Here is a 16174-nt window from a genome sequence, read left to right on the forward strand (position 1 = left end):
TGCATACGTATGCATAGCCACCTAGAAATGGGAGGTGACGTTCGAGTCGCGGTGCTCAAGACGCACTCACAACGACAACACCAGCACACGCGCTGGCACAACATCAGGAGTACAGCATGAAGCGCCCCTCCACTCAGACCTTTACTCTCATCGCCCTTGCCGGCGCCGTTGCCCTGGCAGTTTCCGCAGCGGCACAGGCCGAGCCAGAGCGCGTCATCGACGTCAGCCTCCCGCTGGGCCCTGATTCACAGCAAGGCATCGGCGTACTGAAATTCGGCGAGGAACTCGAGCGCCTATCGGACGGCCGCCTGGCTATCGAGCCGCATTACGACAATGCCCTGGGCGCCGAGCGCGAAGTCATCGAGGGCATGGGCATGGGCATGATCGATGCCGGCATTACTTCGACTGGCCCTATGGGAGGCTTCGTCGACGAATTCATGCTCTTCGATCTCCCCTATGTGTTCGAAAACCATGAGCATGCCTACGCCTTCCTGGACAGCGAGCATGGTGAAGCGCTGGCTCAGCTGGCCGAGGAAGGGATGAACGTCAAGTTCCTTGCGTGGATGGAGAACGGCTTCCGCCACAACACCAACTCGGTGCGTGCGATCGAACACCCTGACGACCTGGAAGGGATCAACCACCGCACCCAGGAGAGCCGCGTTCAGGTCGACACCTGGGAAGCCTTGGGCGCCAACGCTACGCCCATGGCGTGGACCGAGGTCTACACCGCTCTTCAGCAAGGGGTGATGGATAGCCAGGAGAACCCCCTGGCAACCATCTACGACGTCAATTTCTACGAAGTTCAGGATTACCTGAACATGACCCAGCACGTCTATTCGCCCGCACCGCTGATGATGAGCCTGGATCTCTTCAATTCCTTCAGCGAGGAAGACCAGGCGATCATCCTGGAAGCGGCCCAGATCGCCTTGCCCGTCCAGCGTGAAGCCAGTCAGGAACTCGAGCAGCGCTATCTCGGTGAGCTCGAGGAACTGGGCATGACCGTGACCCACCCCGACCTCGAGCCATTCCGCGAGGCAGTCCGTCCCGTCATCGACGAGTGGTCCCCCACTGTCGGCGAGGATCTTGTCGACGCTGCCATCCACTACGAGTACTGAGCCCAAAGGCGCCCGCAGGCGAACCACCTGCGGGTGCCATGCTGACGCATGAGGCAGCCATGAAGACCTACCTATTGCTGGCCAACAGAGCCATCGATCAGTTCAACCGCCTGATTGGCTGGGGACTGGCAGCACTCCTGCTGGTAATGACCGTGCTCATCTTCTGGCAGGTCTTTGCCCGATTCGTAATCGGCAAACCGCTGTTTTTCTCCGATGAAATCGCCCGTTTCGCCATGCTCTGGCTCACCTTCATCGGGGCGGGTTATGCCTACCGCAGGGGCTCGCTGATCTCCGTGGATATCTTGCTGGAGCATGCAGGCAAGAAGCTGGCCCGCCTGCTGCGGATCGCCATCATCCTGTGCTCGGCGCTGTTCGCTTTCATCATGGTCAAGTACGGGCTCGATATCGTGGAACGCGTATCGAGCCAGACCGCCCCCAGCACCCGCATATCCATGATGTGGCCTTATCTCGCCGTACCCGTGGGTGGCGTCGTCATCTTAATCAATAGCCTGGGCCTGCTGATCGATGAAGCTCTCGGCACGCCGCTCAACGCAAAACAGGAGGTGAACTGACCATGGCGCTACTCCTGTTTTTCCTACTGATTTCGCTATTCATCATCGGCGTTCCCATCGCTTTTTCGCTTGGCCTGGCCTCCGCCGTGACCGTATGGCATGGCGACCTGATGCCGATGCTGGTCATTGCCCAGCAGCTCATTGCCTCGGTGAACTCCTTCCCATTGATGGCCATCCCGTTCTTCATCCTGGCGGGCTACCTGATGCAAGGGGGCGGCATCTCCAAGCGGCTGGTCGATTTCTCCAATACCCTGGTCGGCAGCATGACGGGAGGCCTGGCCATGGTGGCCATCGTCACCTCGCTGTTCTTCGCGGCCATCTCCGGTTCGGGGGCGGCTACCACCGCAGCGATCGGCTCCATCCTGATTCCCGCCATGCTGGCCAAGGGCTACCCCGGCGGCTATGCCGCAGCCAATCAGGCCGCTTCCGGTGCCCTCGGTGTGATCATCCCGCCGAGCATTCCGCTGATCCTGTACGGGATTGCTGCCAACGTTTCCGTGGGCGACATGTTCATTGCGGGCATCCTACCAGGCATTCTGGTCACCCTGACCCTGCTACTCTTCGCCTACTTCTTCGCCAAGGCCAACGGCCTAGGGGGCAACGAAAAAAGCTCACTGAAGGACGTCGTGCGCGCCGGACGCAAGGCCATCCTGGCGATCCTCATGCCGGTCATCATCCTGGGTGGGATATACGGCGGTATCTTCACCCCGACCGAAGCCGCCGTCATCGCAGTCGCCTACTCCTTCCTGGTGGGCTTCGTGATCTATCGGGAAATCAAGCTAAGCAGTCTGGTCGAGATTCTCAAGCAGTCGGCGGTCACTACCGCTGTGGTTCTCAGCATCATCGGCGCCGCGGGACTCTATGGTCGCATCCTGCAGCGCCTGAGGGTGACGAACATGATTTCAGATTTCGCCATCTCGGCCATCGACAGCCCATTGCTTTTCATCATCCTGGCCAATCTCCTGCTATTGGTGGCCGGCATGTTCATCGAGGCGGCTGCGGCGATCCTGATCTTCGTGCCGATACTGCTACCCATTGCCATCGGTTTCGGCTTCGATCCGGTCCACTTCGGCATCATCATGGTGGTCAACCTGGCCATGGGGATGTTTACCCCGCCGGTGGGGCTCAACCTCTTCGTGGCCTCGCAGATCGCCAATATCGGCATCGCCCGCCTGACCTGGGCCGTCATGCCTTTCGTCGGCATCGTGCTCATCAACCTGTTGATCATCAGCCTGCTGCCCTTCCTGTCCACCTGGCTGCCTTCGCTGTAGCCCAAGGAGAAACGCATGACCGTTGTAGAAAGCCTGGCACCACGCCAAGGCCTCAGAGTTTTGATCACCGCCGGTGCCAACGGCATCGGCCTTGCCATCGCCAAGGCCTTCCAGGAAGCGGGAGCCCGAGTACACGTATGCGATATCGACACCCAGGCCCTGGCGACGCTGCCCGAAGGCATCACTCACACGCTGGCCGATGTCAGCCAGGAAGCGGACGTTGAACGACTCTTCCAGGATGCCGCCCCCCTGGGCGGGCTCGACGTAGTAATCAACAACGCCGGCATTGCCGGGCCTACCGCCGGTATCGACGAAATCGACCAAGACGCCTGGACCCGCACCATCGACATCAACCTCAACGGCCAGTACCGGGTCGCCCACCGTGCCGCCCCACTGCTGCGCGAGAGCCAGGGAGTGCTGATCAATCTGGCATCGGTCGCCGGTCGACTGGGCTTTGCCTATCGCACCCCCTACGCCGCCAGCAAATGGGCCGTTGTTGGCCTGACCAAGAGCCTGGCCTGCGAGCTCGGACCCGACGGCGTACGCGTAAACGCCATCCTGCCCGGCATCGTGCGCGGGCCACGCATCGAGAAGGTCATCGAGGATCGTGCCGCCAAGCGCGGGATCAGCTACGCCGAGATGGAAAAGGAAAGTCTCTCCAAGATTTCCATGCGCCGCATGGTCGAACCCACCGACATCGCCGCCATGGCGCTGTTCCTGTCCGCGCCGGGCGGCGCCAATATCTCGGGCCAGGCGCTGAGTGTCTGCGGCAACGTCGAAGCGTTATAACCGGCAAGGAAACAACTTCATGACAACACAGATAGGTATCGTCGGTGCCGGCCTGATCGGCCGCGCCTGGGCCATCGTCTTTGCCCGGGCGGGTATGCACGTTTCCCTCTTTGATGTCGATGCCGGCGCCCTGGACAAGGCTCGGGACGCCATCCGCCAATCCTTGATAGACCTCGAGCAGGCCGGCCTGATCGATGACGTGGAAGCCCCGCTGTCGCTGATCGAGACACAGAGCGACCTGGCACGCGCCATGGCAGGCGCCGAGTACGTCCAGGAGTGCGGCCCCGAGAACGTCGAGGCCAAGCGGCGCATCTATTCCGACCTGGAGACGGTGGTGGCCGAGGATACCGTGCTGGCCAGCTCCACGTCCGGCATCGCCGCCTCGCAGTTCACCGGCCACCTGCGCCACCCTGAGCGCTGCCTGGTGGCGCATCCGGTGAACCCGCCCTACCTGATTCCACTGGTCGAGGTCGCCCCGGCCCCGGCCACCTCCGAAGCAGCCGTCGACCGTACCATGCGCCTCATGGAGCAGGCCCGAGAAGCTCCCATCCTGGTGCGCAAGGAAGTCCAGGGATTCATCCTCAACCGCCTGCAAGGTGCCCTGCTCAACGAGGCGCTGCGCCTGTTCCGCGACGGCTACGTCTCCGCCGAGGACCTCGACAAGACCGTCAAGCACGGGCTGGGGCTGCGCTGGTCGTTCATGGGGCCCTTCGAGACCATCGACCTCAACGCTCCCGCCGGGGTGGTCGACTACGGAACGCGTTACGGCCCGCTGTACCGCGACGTTGATCGCCAGCGGGGTGACGACGACCCGTGGGACACCGCAACCCTCGCCGCGCTGGACAAGGAACGTCGCCAGCGGCTTGCCAGCGATGGGCTCACCGAACGGCAAGCCTGGCGCGATCGCCGCCTCATGGCGTTGATGGCCCATCAGCGTGACGTGTCCGCTAACTGACAATAGCAACCCAAATGGAGAGCATTTCCTATGGCTACCCAACGCAAGGTCATCATCACCTGTGCCGTGACCGGCGCCATTCACACCCCTTCCATGTCACCGCACCTGCCGGTCACACCGGAAGAAATCGTCGAGGCAGGCATTGCCGCCGCCGAGGCAGGCGCTTCCATCCTGCACCTGCATGCCCGGGACCCCGACACCGGCAAGCCGACGCAGGACCCCGCGATGTTCGAGCGCTTCCTGCCGCGCATCAAGGCCTCGACCGATGCCGTCATCAATCTCACCACTGGCGGTAGCCCACACATGACCGTGGAAGAGCGCATGCGGCCGGCCATGGAATTCAAGCCGGAACTCGCCTCCATGAACATGGGTTCGATCAACTTCGGCCTGTTCCCGATGCTTAACCGCTACGACAGCTTCCAGCACGAGTGGGAGCGCGCCCACCTGGAGAACAGCCACGACCTGGTGTTCAAGAACACCTTCGCCGATATCGAGACGGCGATGACCCTGGGCGGCAAGAACGGTACGCGCTTCGAGTGCGAGTGCTACGATATCGGCCATCTCTACAGCCTACGGAACGTGATGGACCGAGGCATTGTCGGGGGGCGCATCTTCGTGCAGAGCGTATTCGGCATCCTGGGCGGTATCGGCCCCCATCCGGAAGATGTCATGCACATGCGCCGCACGGCCAATCGGCTGTTTGGCGATGAATATGAATGGTCCGTGCTGGGCGCCGGCAGCAGCCAGATGCGTATCGCAGCCCAGGCGGCGGCCATGGGCGGCCATGTTCGCGTGGGGCTCGAGGATTCCCTGTGGCTCGCCCCGGGCAAGCTGGCCGAAAGCAATGCCAGCCAGGTGCGCAAGGTGCGTGAAATTCTCGAAGGGCTCTCCTTCGAGGTCGCGACCCCCGACGAGGCACGCGAAATGTTGCAACTGAAAGGCGCCGACAAGGTCGGTTTCTAAGGAGAGTTACCCATGCCCCTTTACCGACTCGAGGGCCATGCCCCCGATATCGATCCTGCTGCCATGGTCATGGACGAAGCCACCCTGATCGGGCGGATTCACCTGGAGCGTGAGGTCACCGTTTGGCCGGGTGCGGTGCTACGCGGCGATAATGAACCGATCAGCGTAGGCGAAGGCAGCAACCTGCAGGATGGCTGTATCGTGCATACCGACCCAGGCTATCCAGTGGTCATCGGCCGCCATGTCACGGTCGGGCACTTGGCCATGCTACACGGCTGTCGTATCGGCGATGGCGTGCTGGTCGGCATGAACGCGACGCTACTCAACGGCGCTGATATTGGCGATCACTGCATCATCGGTGCCGGTTCGCTGATCACATCCGGCAAGCGGTTCCCTCCCCGCTCACTAATCGTTGGCGCTCCAGCGAAGGTGGTCAGGGAACTGACCGACGACGAAGTCCAATCGGCAATGGATAATAGCCGCTCCTACGTGAAGAAGATCGACACCTACCGCTCTCTCGAGCGCGTCGAACCCACTTCATAGCCCAGCCCCTCCCAGGGCCCTGACGATTGAGATTCGATGAAACGAAGATCCGTTACTTCACGCGATGTCGCCAAGCTAGCCGGTGTCTCGCAATCTGCCGTTAGCCGTACCTTCTCTCCCAACGCCAATGTCTCGGAGAGTACGCGCAGGAAGGTAATGGAGGCGTCCCGCGAGCTGGGCTATCGCCCCAACACGATCGCCCGCTCGCTCATCACGCGTTCGAGCCGCACCATCGCCGTGGTGACCTACAGCCTGGAAAATCCCTTCTACAGCTTCATGCTGGAGAAAGCCTCACGCTTCTTCCAGGCGCAGGGCTACCACTTGCTGATGTTCTTCGCTCCACCAAGCGGGGATTTCGACGCGGTACTCGACGACATCATCCGCAGCCAGGTCGAAGGGGTATTGCTCTTGGCCATTACCATGACGCAGCGTCAGGCCGGGCTGGTGGACGACTTCGGCATTCCGGTGGTCATCATCAACCGCACGGTGAACTATGCCGGCATCAGCCAGGTAAGTAGCGACAACTTCCAGGGCGGCTATTGGGCCGGTCGTTACCTGGCATCGCTAGGGCATGAGCGCATTGCCTACCTGGGTGGCCTGCCGGATTCCTCAACGCACCAACAGCGTGAGGCCGGCTTTCTCGAAGGGCTGAACTCCGTGGGCAAGCGCTGCCCGGCAAGCGAGATCGGCAACTATCGCTACGAGGACGCCTGCCAGGCCACCCGCCGCCTGTTCAGCTCGCCCACGCCACCAGACGCCCTCTTTGCCGCCAACGACTTGATGGCATTGGCTGCCATGGAAATCCTGCGGCATGAGTTTGCTTACACCGTGCCCGACGACGTCTCGATCATCGGCTTCGATGACGTGCCCATGGCGGCCTGGCCCAGCCACGCGTTGACGACGGTCAGGCAACCCGTCGACATGATGATCCAGAAAGCCACCGAACTTCTGATGAAGCAAGTGGCCCAGGAGAACACGCCACCCGAGCATCATACCCTGCCGGTCACCCCTATGCTGCGCGGTAGCACCCGGACGCCGGCCCGATAGGCTCGATAAAAAAAACCGCCGCGTCGAAGCATCGAGGCGGCGGTTTTAGCTCGGAGCAATTGGCGAAGTGGCTATCTTGCCCCATACCCCGTCACGATGGTCTTGAGCGTCTTGAAAGCGATCAGAATATCCAGCCATAAGGAAAAGTGCTTGATATAGTAGAAGTCGTACTGAAGCTTGGTAGTCATACCATCGACTTCGGCTGCATAGCCCTGCTCCACCTGCGCCCAGCCGGATATCCCCGGCCGCACCACATGGCGATAACTGAAGAACGGCACGTCGCGCTCATACCACTCGGAAAGCTCCATGGATTCGGGGCGGGGCCCGATGAAACTCATCTCCCCCTTGATCACATTGAACAACTGAGGCAACTCATCGAGGCGACACTTGCGAATGAAACGCCCGACCCGAGTGATGCGAGGGTCATCCTCCCCCTCGGTGAAGCCGCTACCTCGCTGGTCCACATACATGCTGCGGAACTTGTACACCAGGAACGGCACGGCACGGAAACCCATGCGCCGTTGAACAAACAGCGCCGGGCCCGGGCTGTCGAGACGAATGGCAACGGCCGTCGCCAACATGACCGGGGCCAGAAATGGCAGCAATATTAACGCGGCCACCAGATCGATGCAGCGCTTCATGCCCTGATAGCTCAGCGATGGCAACAAGCTGCCGTATTCATTCTCTGTCAGGTGCTCGATGCGTACCCGCCCGGTTAAGGACTCTTCAATCTGACGAATGTGATAAACAGGAATATGGTGCAACGTGCAACGTGCCAGGAATCTCTCCCACTCGGGGCCGAGCTGCTCAGAGTGCAGGTCCGCTACCACTCCATCGTAGCGCACGCCGGCCAGGTCGGGCCCATCCAGATGGCGCAGCTCAATATCCGGCGTTGGCCTCAGGCTTCTCGCCCTCGCCAACGGTACCACCGCCAGCTTCATTCGCCGATAACGCCGCCCCAGAAAGAAAGCCAGGTAGAACCAGCCGAGGCTCATCAGGAAGCTGCCGAATAGCACCTGGCGGGTATATTCTTCGCGGGTAAAGAAAAGCACAGCCACTACGAGCAGATAAGCCACCGAAACGGTAGGAGCAATATACGCCGATACCCGCGCCCCTGGAAATCGGTTCATGCGTCGAAGGGTCCAGAGGATACCCACGAAGGCAATGAAGCAAGCGATCACGGTGTTGCTACGAACCGGCGGAAAGTATTCCCAGAATGCCCAACCCCAGCGCTCCCATGCTGGAATTCCAACGGCCAAGAGTGACCCCACAATCAGTTGGAATGGCCAACCTAACAGCAGTGCCTCGTACCATCGGGAGTGGCGTCTCTCATATCGAATTCTTTTTTTCATTTTTACATCCAAAAAAGTTCTATGGCTGCAGCCAAGCAAAAATCTTGTCAAAGGAAGAGAAAAAGAATCCATCAAAGGAATGATTTTTTCAGCCAAAGCGCGCATAACTTCGGCTTCTTAGTAGAAGGGCCAAACTGGCCCTCGATAGACAGTTTGAGCAGCTCGGCTCGCGACTGTAACGCGGCTTTCACTGCGCCTCGATCTTGGCCCTCAATGCCTTCAGGCAGTCGTTTGCTGTCGACGACGACCAGCTTGCGTTGCAGCTGGCTAAGCGTATCGGCAGTATGGAAAGTAGAGTAGGTCTTGTGCGGCTCCATGGCGCTGATAACGTAGCCACACAACAGCAGCTCAATGCTTGCTCAGAGAGGCAGAGCGTGTCGCCGCCCAAACGAGCTAGCCACTTCAAACACACCCCTATTTCCAGCATCTTTTACCCGACGACGAAAACGTTCGTTCCGAGAACAAGATATTCACATTGTCGCGCTGACGATTGCCGAACACAAAAGCGCCTACACGATAGGGTTGGGCTCTGTGGCCTTCTGGAGCAGTAGGGCCAACCCACCGACCTGCTTGGGCTTAGCTACCAGTTTATGGCTCAGATAGAACTAGATCGCCTTACTTGGTCGCATCACGGTGACTATGCAACGGCGACGAAGCACGTCTCGGTTGACGCAGCGGTACCGATACGATATTTCTTCTTAGACGTTTTTCTCACCTTCGGAACGCTGCCCAATCCAGGTGCTGCTCGTCGACATACTCACTCTCTACCAAATTCCTTGATGATGCATGATAAAGATGGTCCAGCCAAAAGGCATGTCTCTTGTTCAGCTCAATCAAGTGTCCACCTCAACATCAGAGGTCACCAGTCTGACCGGAAGCGATCACTTCAAAAGATAAATTTAAGAGCGCGCTTACGTTTTTCTCATACTTAACATTGGCATTCACTTCGCAGACATATGCCGGTCTCTGGTATCTGGACAGACGCGTTAGCCGCACTATATCTGCAGACAATAAGGGTCACTAAAGCCCGGCCGAAAAACCGCTGCGAAACGGTGCGCCCTAAAAAAAGGCGGGGTAAGGATTTTATGGCGTAGCTAACTCAACGAGCGTGTCGATAGGCAAGACGCTTTAAGAAAGCTGGCGAAAGCCGTAACGCACCTTTAAGCAGGAGATTGCGGAGATACAAATGATAAGGCAAAAATCCAATCTGTCTTTGAAAACTTAACAATTTAGCTTCTTGTTTGAAATAGGACCAGTCACGTCGCCCAAAAAAATTGGTCCCAGTCCGCATTATCAATAGCACATCAGGCAGATTTGCCAGCTTGTATCCCTTCGAAAGCAGTACACTCCATAGTCCGTAATCCTGTGCTTTCTGTAAGGCAGGGTACCCCCCAACAGCCAAGACATCAGATTTACGAAAAATAGCAACAGGATGACTCAGCGGACTTCTTGTTAGAGCAAATTTTGCTAACCGCTCAGGGTCTGTCGGCAAAAGACGCTGACCCGTCTGCCGACTCAAATCTTCGTTCCACTCCTCAAGTCCTGCACTTGAAGCAGAGATAACAGGATGTGCACGCATAAAAGCAACTTGCTTCTCAAAGCGTTCAGGTAAAGCGATATCATCGGTATCCATACGAGCCACCAAATCATACCGGCAGTGCTTTATGCCTTCATTCAGAGCAGCCCCCAGTCCAATGTTTCGCACTAGAGGGACAACCGTCAACACATTGCCAAGGTTCCGTTGCCACTTATTAATGACCGCATCCAGATTAGGCGTGAGCGGGCCATCCTGTACCAATACAATTTGGTTTGGCTTAAGTGTTTGTGAGTCATAAGTGCTGAAAAGTGCAGCATCGAGAAACTCAGGAGACTCGTTATGGTAAACCGACAGCAGGACTGACAGACTCATAGCTCAAGATCCATAGAGCATAGTTGACGCTTACCAGAAAATACAGTGTCGAAGAAAACTTTCTGACCATCTCTAGAAAATCTTGGATGCAGATCACATCGGCTTTCGCCAGTATAGTCAAAGCCATGAAAAAATTCACCAAGCTGTTTTACTTCACCTGTTTTCCAGTTACAAAGAAACAAGTGCTGCATTCTAGCTTTGTCAGGATAGGTATCAGTGACAAACCAATCACCATGAACATGCGGATGGCCGTCACCATAGCCATGTAGAGCGTTACCTGGCAAACGCGAAAATTCTTTTGAACCTGTATCAACTAACCAATAGGCGTCGATATACTCAGGGCCACGCATATAACCTAAAATAGTTGAGTCATCTGCCCAAAAACAATGGCTGACCATCCCAAAATCAGCCAGCAGCTGAAGCTCACCCGATGCAATGTCTAGCAGAATAAGCCTGTCAGAGCGCCTTTGGCCTTGAAGAAAGCGGTGCATGAAAACCAACTGCTCGCCATTCGGAGATATAAGCACATGATTAAACTTGTGCTGGGCACCGGCAAAGTCTTTCAAGGGACTTAACTCACATGCCTGTTGAATACTAACCAGAAGCCTGGACTCACCTGTATTAATATCAACATACCACAAACCATCATTGCTCAGGTCTGCCAGCTGTTTAGCATCTAGAGATGGCAGATTACGGTAGCCATAATCGGGACGCAGCGCCATGAGTCGCTGGTAATTCAAAGATATAAAATATTCATCCTTAAACGAATCCTGAACTGCAAGCAAGTAGCGTTTTACTTCAGCTTCCTTACTAACCGAAAAAATTCTGGCTGCATAACATTTCTCGTCTTCGTCAAAATCATTAAAAATAAACTCGTCATCATTCAGCCAGTGCGCACGGCAGCCTTGCTGCCAGTTATAAGCTTGAACAGGAATAGTTAAAATATTATTCTTCCCAGTTATAACAGCCAGTTTAATCGCAGCATCAGCAGCCGGCTTTTCCTTAGTACTGCCCTGCACTGTACAAACCAGAACGATGCCCTTGGAATTTATTGGAGACTTATCATAATAGCCAAAAAAATTTTCTTGAGCATCTGTGCAATACATTACAATTGGAGACTTAACTTGGTGCGTGTAGTTTTTTTTAGCCCTTAAATAAACCAACCTTGTGTAAGAAAATTTAGCGATTTTTTTTACTAAAGGAAAGCGAGCCAAGAGGCGTGCCCCGGCACGCTCTACATTGTTGAACTCTGTCATTTATTCACCTTTGAAAAAATAAAAAAAAACGCTTTTCGGCCTAACATGCTAAAAAAGGCAGCGAATAAAAATTTAAACTGCCTATACCTCATAAAAGAGGACAATAGAACACGAAAGGCTTTGAAATTAAGACCATTCATCATATATTTGTGCGCGAAAAATGTCGAAAATGCTGCAGACCGCTCTTTCTTCTGGTCTTCATTAAGCATTGATATATCGCCATAGTATTTCTTATCAATAAGAGAAACCGCAGCAATATTGTTTTCAATCGATTTTGAAACACTTGCAGAACAAAAGGACATATTTATTTGCACCAAATCAGTTTCAATGCAGCTATACGTAAACCCCTTTTTTAACATTCTTAACCAGGCCTCGTAGTCCTGTCTAGCCTCCAATTCTTCGTCAAACATACCAGCATAAATAAAACTCTCCTTACGAACACAAACCATGGAGGTCATACCGGTCTTATTTTTAATCAACTGTTCCTCATAGTTGCATTCAGCTGGAGGCCTTATCGTATAAAAATATTTATTCTCCAAGCTTACAGTAGCAAAGCTTGTTATTAAATCTGGTGATTGGTTACTCAACATGCTTATTATTCGCTCTATCTTACATGGCTTAAATTCATCATCATCATCCAAAAAAGCTATGAATGAGCCTGTTGCAGCAATTACCCCCTGGTTTCTTGCATTGTTTCCACCACGTGGTTTTTCATTACGCAACAGGGTACAGTTTACGCTTTCTGGAAAATCCTGAAAGATAGCTTTATTCACCGCCGGAACAGAGCCATCATCGACAACAATTATCTCATTAGGCAAAAGTGTCTGATTAATAATACTCTGCAATGAATGGCGTAAGCCATCTGGACGATTATGAGTTGGGATAACTATGCTAATAGTATTCGTTGTGCTCTGACCTGACATAATCATTAAACCCTGTAATCAGTAAAACCATAGATCCAATAGCAATGTAAGAACTTGTAATGGAAAAGGAGGAGTTGAACTGGAGAAAGAAAAATAAAGAAACACCGGCAGCGCTTAACAAGTGCGGGTTATACATATATTTTCTAAGAACTTTAATACCAACCATAAAAAATAATAAAACAATAACAATAAAAGGCATAAATAAAACCAGCCCGCCGATAGATAGTATTTCTAGAAAAATATTATGAGGGTAGTTACCATAAAGGGCTTTAGAAGAGCCAATCCCATAACCCAAAAAAGGGTTATCGGCTATATAGTTAATGGCTGGAATATATTTGTCCACCATCCGCGGCTCTGAACTGGTATTTTCAATAAGCCGGAGCATACGACCTGCTTGTCTAAACTCAATTTTTTCAGCAAAGGTATATATTCCAATTGCAGAGATAGTAATGACTATTGATACAAAAAACGTTTTATAGCGTAACCGAACATTAGTATTTATCAAGAGGAAAGCAAAGAAAAACATTATTGAAATAACAGCATTAAATATTAAAGCCGACCTACTTAATAGAGTAGAGAGCGCCATTAAAATAACAACTAATGAAGAAGCATAAAATACTCGTTTAACAAAAGTATCCTCAGTGGAAAAAAGGAAGCGTAGTGAGTAAGCTAAGGCAGCACCTAATGGCATAGAAACTGTTAAATAATGTTGACCGAAGTCGCGGCTCGTACTTACTCCGACAGTTATCTGCCATATCGCTATAAACACTCCCCATGCAAAAATTAACGATCCTGTTTTTTTTAATATATCATATGAACTTATAATTGTGATCAGATAAACAGAAAAAGATAAGTACAAAAAAGAAAAAACGTCATTACGGTCAAAAGTAAATTTACTCCATAACATACTACCGGAATACAAAATACAAAAAAATGACCATAAGAATAAAATAATTTTTTTATCATTCCCAAGTTTCACATTGATCACAAAGAAAGACATAATAACAAGCGAGGTTAGAGCAGACAAGTTAACAAAATGATTAGAGTAAATAAGCTTCACTGAGGGAATGGATAGTGTCAGCCAAATGCTTATAGAAGCAAGCCAAACAAATATTTTATATTGTAAAGCTGAATACATAACTTAGGCACCCCATCAAGTACTCAACCAAAACCAAAGGATGTTAGACGGCATAAAGATAACCGATACTCACGCCTCATGCCCCTGAAACCAATAACGAACAAAAAGCCGAAAAAGCCTGGGCGATGCCTTAAAAAACAGAAGTGATACGCCTACTTTTTTATTTCTTTTAATTACTTTCATTATATTCTTTAGGTTATACCTTTTTGGTTCTAACGTAGTCTTGAGCTCTTTTATGTCATATAAATAGTGTTTAGAGTATCTCGCAAACGTTACAATGGCAGGAAAAACAAATACTTTCAAATACACGTAATTCAAATATTGAGAATCACACAACTCTATTTTTTTTGCAAATGAGAACTTAATATTAGTTACAGCCATACGATCTTTTAAGTAGCCGGGCTTCAGTCCGTGTGTAGTTGACCCCTTTCGCTGCACATAATGATAAAGGAATTCATCAGTTTGAGCCAACTTACGGTTATAAACTAATCTAAACAAAAGATGCGCATCTTCAAATGTTTTTACGCTTGGATCAAACCTCACACCCTGAAAAATTTTTTTCGAAAAAAGCTTATCGCACATCCAATTTGAAATATATAAATCAGCATTTAGAACATCCTTTTCGTCTAAGAATTTTAATGTTTGATTTCGAAATGTTTTTACTACTTCTCCTGTCTCCGAAACATACCATGCATTACACACGCACACTTCAGCTTCTGCACGCTTGAGCTCTTCATACATGGCTTGTAGAAATCGTGGCTCTACATAGTCATCGCTATCAATGAAGGCAATATATTCACCACGAGAATAATCAAGCCCTAAATTACGTGCAGAACCCTGCCCACCATTTTCCTTGTGAATAATAATAAAGCGTTCGTCTCCAGCAATCGCTTCTTTTGCGACAGTAATTGAATTATCCTTAGTGCCATCATTTATTAATATGGCTTCGAAATCAGCGAAGGTTTGCTGCTTGATACTAGCAAGACATTTAGAAATATAATTTTCAACACCGTAAACGGGTATAATAATTGAAATGGTTGGATTACTATTCAATATGGATCCTCACAGGTGGTTTAGCAAGGGCACGCATAGGCAATTGCACAGCGCGTTTCTAAACCTTGGCATTTATGATGAAAGTCAATTTTAAGTTAACAAAAAGCTGTCGGCATAAGGAGATTAGAACATTACTGCTTTAATATACGCACAAAGTATATAATAAATAAGTTTTTCCATTGCAAGATTCTATTCCACATTCACAAATAAATGTTTGTTAGAACGCGTATGCTAATATCAAAACTGACGCGATAAACACTTTTGCTACGCGGCTAATGCAGAATATTTGTGAGGTGCCACATACCCTAGAGACTAATACTATCATTCTACATTACTACCATATGCAGAGTTCAATGGCCAATCGGGCCTAACCTAGGAATTCCAACACATGCTGACGAATTTATTCTTCAATTAAAATATAGAAGAAGCGAACCAGCACCCCTTTTGTACTAGGTATATCCCTTTGCAAAATTTGGTGAGGCCATTAGCTTTCTCTATCGCTTTATATGGTGGCAGCTGCTAAAGGCGAGCCCATTGACGTAATCCAGACGATAAATTAATGATGCGAGCCAGGCCGCCGAATCGGTCTACCAGGTGCTCTTCCAACGCCGCTGCGGCGGTTTTAATGCCGTCAAAAAGGCGTGGGTTCGATAGCCCATCCCTCATCAAGCCGTGAAGTCACTGACGCCGGGACGAAAGCCCAGGGCCGCTTGCGTTCGTGCCCCCCCTCCAATAGTAGGATGCGTCGTATTCTCGCTTTACGGTTCTCGCTCAGGTTTCACGCCATCAGGCAATAGTCAAAGGTTAAAAACTGGACTAGGGCCAGCTTAACCTACCTTATTAGCCAGTTTGGTATTTTTCGCACGATGCCGTGGCTCGGGCCGGTAATACAGAGTATACGAGTCCCAGCCACCAACACAGCTTGGCAAGTCATGCTACGCAGACCTCCTTGTCCATTTCCGCCTGCAACGACCTTACGAGATCTCATACTCGTCGAGCAGACAGCAAAACTTTAGTGTGTAGATTAGCAGACTGGTCTCGCCCAGCGCCTCTTAGCTCTTCGCAGTTACGTTGAGCCTCTCCGATACAGCCCTCCACCTCTGAAATGGTGAGGTCATTCTGAAAAGCGAGTTACCATAGCACTCAACTCGATGGAAAGTTATAAGTTAATTTTTATTATACTGTCAATGCCTAGCACATATAATAGTTAAAAACTTTATTATCGGCAATTTACGTCTCTATAAAAACTACGTTTTAAGAAAGTTACTATTAAGCTTGTCTGAATTTT

At 51.8% G+C, this 16174-nt stretch carries 15 protein-coding genes; 8 read left to right on the top strand and 7 right to left on the bottom strand.

Annotation, left to right across the window (positions count from 1 at the left end):
- Positions 1–116: 116 nt before the first annotated feature.
- From ACOJCM_RS15565 to ACOJCM_RS15600, 8 genes are read left to right on the top strand one after another with little or no spacing between them, the layout of a single operon-like run.
- On the top strand, positions 117–1115 hold the full coding sequence (locus tag ACOJCM_RS15565) for a TRAP transporter substrate-binding protein (protein ID WP_445212982.1): 999 nt from the start codon (positions 117–119) through the stop codon (positions 1113–1115).
- A gap of 59 nt (positions 1116–1174) precedes the next feature.
- A complete protein-coding gene (locus ACOJCM_RS15570; protein ID WP_445212983.1) occupies positions 1175–1687 on the top strand; it encodes a TRAP transporter small permease in 513 nt (170 codons plus the stop codon).
- Between the two features lie 2 nt (positions 1688–1689).
- The gene (locus tag ACOJCM_RS15575) at positions 1690–2958 is read left to right on the top strand and encodes a TRAP transporter large permease (RefSeq protein WP_445212984.1); all 1269 of its coding nucleotides are present in this window, start codon (positions 1690–1692) and stop codon (positions 2956–2958) included.
- A 15-nt stretch (positions 2959–2973) separates the two neighbouring features.
- Positions 2974–3747 carry an SDR family oxidoreductase gene (locus ACOJCM_RS15580; protein ID WP_445212985.1) on the top strand — a complete coding sequence of 258 codons (774 nt, stop codon included), beginning with the start codon at positions 2974–2976 and terminating at the stop codon, positions 3745–3747.
- A gap of 19 nt (positions 3748–3766) precedes the next feature.
- The gene (locus tag ACOJCM_RS15585) at positions 3767–4702 is read left to right on the top strand and encodes a 3-hydroxyacyl-CoA dehydrogenase (protein WP_445212986.1); all 936 of its coding nucleotides are present in this window, start codon (positions 3767–3769) and stop codon (positions 4700–4702) included.
- 30 nt (positions 4703–4732) lie between these two features.
- The gene (locus ACOJCM_RS15590) at positions 4733–5665 is read left to right on the top strand and encodes a 3-keto-5-aminohexanoate cleavage protein (protein ID WP_445212987.1); all 933 of its coding nucleotides are present in this window, start codon (positions 4733–4735) and stop codon (positions 5663–5665) included.
- A 12-nt stretch (positions 5666–5677) separates the two neighbouring features.
- Positions 5678–6208: a gamma carbonic anhydrase family protein gene (locus ACOJCM_RS15595; RefSeq protein ID WP_445212988.1), complete on the top strand. Its 531-nt coding sequence runs from the start codon at positions 5678–5680 to the stop codon at positions 6206–6208.
- A gap of 36 nt (positions 6209–6244) precedes the next feature.
- Positions 6245–7255: a LacI family DNA-binding transcriptional regulator gene (locus ACOJCM_RS15600; protein WP_445212989.1), complete on the top strand. Its 1011-nt coding sequence runs from the start codon at positions 6245–6247 to the stop codon at positions 7253–7255.
- A 71-nt stretch (positions 7256–7326) separates the two neighbouring features.
- On the opposite strand, the gene ACOJCM_RS15605 is transcribed toward ACOJCM_RS15600, so the two are convergent.
- From ACOJCM_RS15605 to ACOJCM_RS15635, 7 genes are all read right to left on the bottom strand, one after another.
- Positions 7327–8712, bottom strand: coding sequence for a sugar transferase (locus ACOJCM_RS15605; RefSeq protein ID WP_445212990.1), 1386 nt, complete (start codon positions 8710–8712; stop codon positions 7327–7329).
- Positions 8679–8924 (bottom strand): hypothetical protein, encoded by a 246-nt coding sequence (locus ACOJCM_RS15610; RefSeq protein ID WP_445212991.1) that lies wholly within the window; start codon positions 8922–8924, stop codon positions 8679–8681. The genes ACOJCM_RS15605 and ACOJCM_RS15610 overlap by 34 nt, the downstream gene beginning before the upstream one ends.
- Before the next feature lie 782 nt (positions 8925–9706).
- A complete protein-coding gene (locus tag ACOJCM_RS15615) occupies positions 9707–10516 on the bottom strand; it encodes a glycosyltransferase (protein WP_445212992.1) in 810 nt (269 codons plus the stop codon).
- Positions 10513–11772 carry a TolB family protein gene (locus ACOJCM_RS15620; RefSeq protein WP_445212993.1) on the bottom strand — a complete coding sequence of 420 codons (1260 nt, stop codon included), beginning with the start codon at positions 11770–11772 and terminating at the stop codon, positions 10513–10515. Before ACOJCM_RS15620 ends, ACOJCM_RS15615 begins: the two co-directional genes overlap by 4 nt.
- Entirely contained in the window at positions 11769–12695 is a 927-nt protein-coding gene (locus ACOJCM_RS15625) for a glycosyltransferase family 2 protein (protein ID WP_445212994.1), read from the bottom strand. The genes ACOJCM_RS15620 and ACOJCM_RS15625 overlap by 4 nt, the downstream gene beginning before the upstream one ends.
- Complete coding sequence (locus ACOJCM_RS15630; RefSeq protein ID WP_445212995.1) at positions 12664–13833, bottom strand: O-antigen ligase family protein; 1170 nt, start codon at positions 13831–13833, stop codon at positions 12664–12666. Before ACOJCM_RS15630 ends, ACOJCM_RS15625 begins: the two co-directional genes overlap by 32 nt.
- A 69-nt stretch (positions 13834–13902) precedes the next feature.
- On the bottom strand, positions 13903–14886 hold the full coding sequence (locus tag ACOJCM_RS15635) for a glycosyltransferase family 2 protein (protein WP_445212996.1): 984 nt from the start codon (positions 14884–14886) through the stop codon (positions 13903–13905).
- Positions 14887–16174: the final 1288 nt, after the last annotated feature.

This window comes from Billgrantia hypersalina (assembly GCF_052584175.1).

Excerpts from the sequence above, each read along its gene's own strand:
- ACOJCM_RS15585 (WP_445212986.1), top strand. The coding sequence starts at position 3,767 with ATGACAACACAGATAGGTATCGTCGGTGCCGGCCTGATCGGCCGCGCC.
- ACOJCM_RS15605 (WP_445212990.1), bottom strand. The coding sequence starts at position 8,712 with ATGCGCGCTTTGGCTGAAAAAATCATTCCTTTGATGGATTCTTTTTCT.
- ACOJCM_RS15610 (WP_445212991.1), bottom strand. The coding sequence starts at position 8,924 with ATGGAGCCGCACAAGACCTACTCTACTTTCCATACTGCCGATACGCTT.
- ACOJCM_RS15590 (WP_445212987.1), top strand. The coding sequence starts at position 4,733 with ATGGCTACCCAACGCAAGGTCATCATCACCTGTGCCGTGACCGGCGCC.
- ACOJCM_RS15600 (WP_445212989.1), top strand. The coding sequence starts at position 6,245 with ATGAAACGAAGATCCGTTACTTCACGCGATGTCGCCAAGCTAGCCGGT.
- ACOJCM_RS15565 (WP_445212982.1), top strand. The coding sequence starts at position 117 with ATGAAGCGCCCCTCCACTCAGACCTTTACTCTCATCGCCCTTGCCGGC.
- ACOJCM_RS15575 (WP_445212984.1), top strand. The coding sequence starts at position 1,690 with ATGGCGCTACTCCTGTTTTTCCTACTGATTTCGCTATTCATCATCGGC.
- ACOJCM_RS15570 (WP_445212983.1), top strand. The coding sequence starts at position 1,175 with ATGAAGACCTACCTATTGCTGGCCAACAGAGCCATCGATCAGTTCAAC.
- ACOJCM_RS15615 (WP_445212992.1), bottom strand. The coding sequence starts at position 10,516 with ATGAGTCTGTCAGTCCTGCTGTCGGTTTACCATAACGAGTCTCCTGAG.
- ACOJCM_RS15595 (WP_445212988.1), top strand. The coding sequence starts at position 5,678 with ATGCCCCTTTACCGACTCGAGGGCCATGCCCCCGATATCGATCCTGCT.
- ACOJCM_RS15580 (WP_445212985.1), top strand. The coding sequence starts at position 2,974 with ATGACCGTTGTAGAAAGCCTGGCACCACGCCAAGGCCTCAGAGTTTTG.
- ACOJCM_RS15620 (WP_445212993.1), bottom strand. The coding sequence starts at position 11,772 with ATGACAGAGTTCAACAATGTAGAGCGTGCCGGGGCACGCCTCTTGGCT.
- ACOJCM_RS15630 (WP_445212995.1), bottom strand. The coding sequence starts at position 13,833 with ATGTATTCAGCTTTACAATATAAAATATTTGTTTGGCTTGCTTCTATA.
- ACOJCM_RS15625 (WP_445212994.1), bottom strand. The coding sequence starts at position 12,695 with ATGTCAGGTCAGAGCACAACGAATACTATTAGCATAGTTATCCCAACT.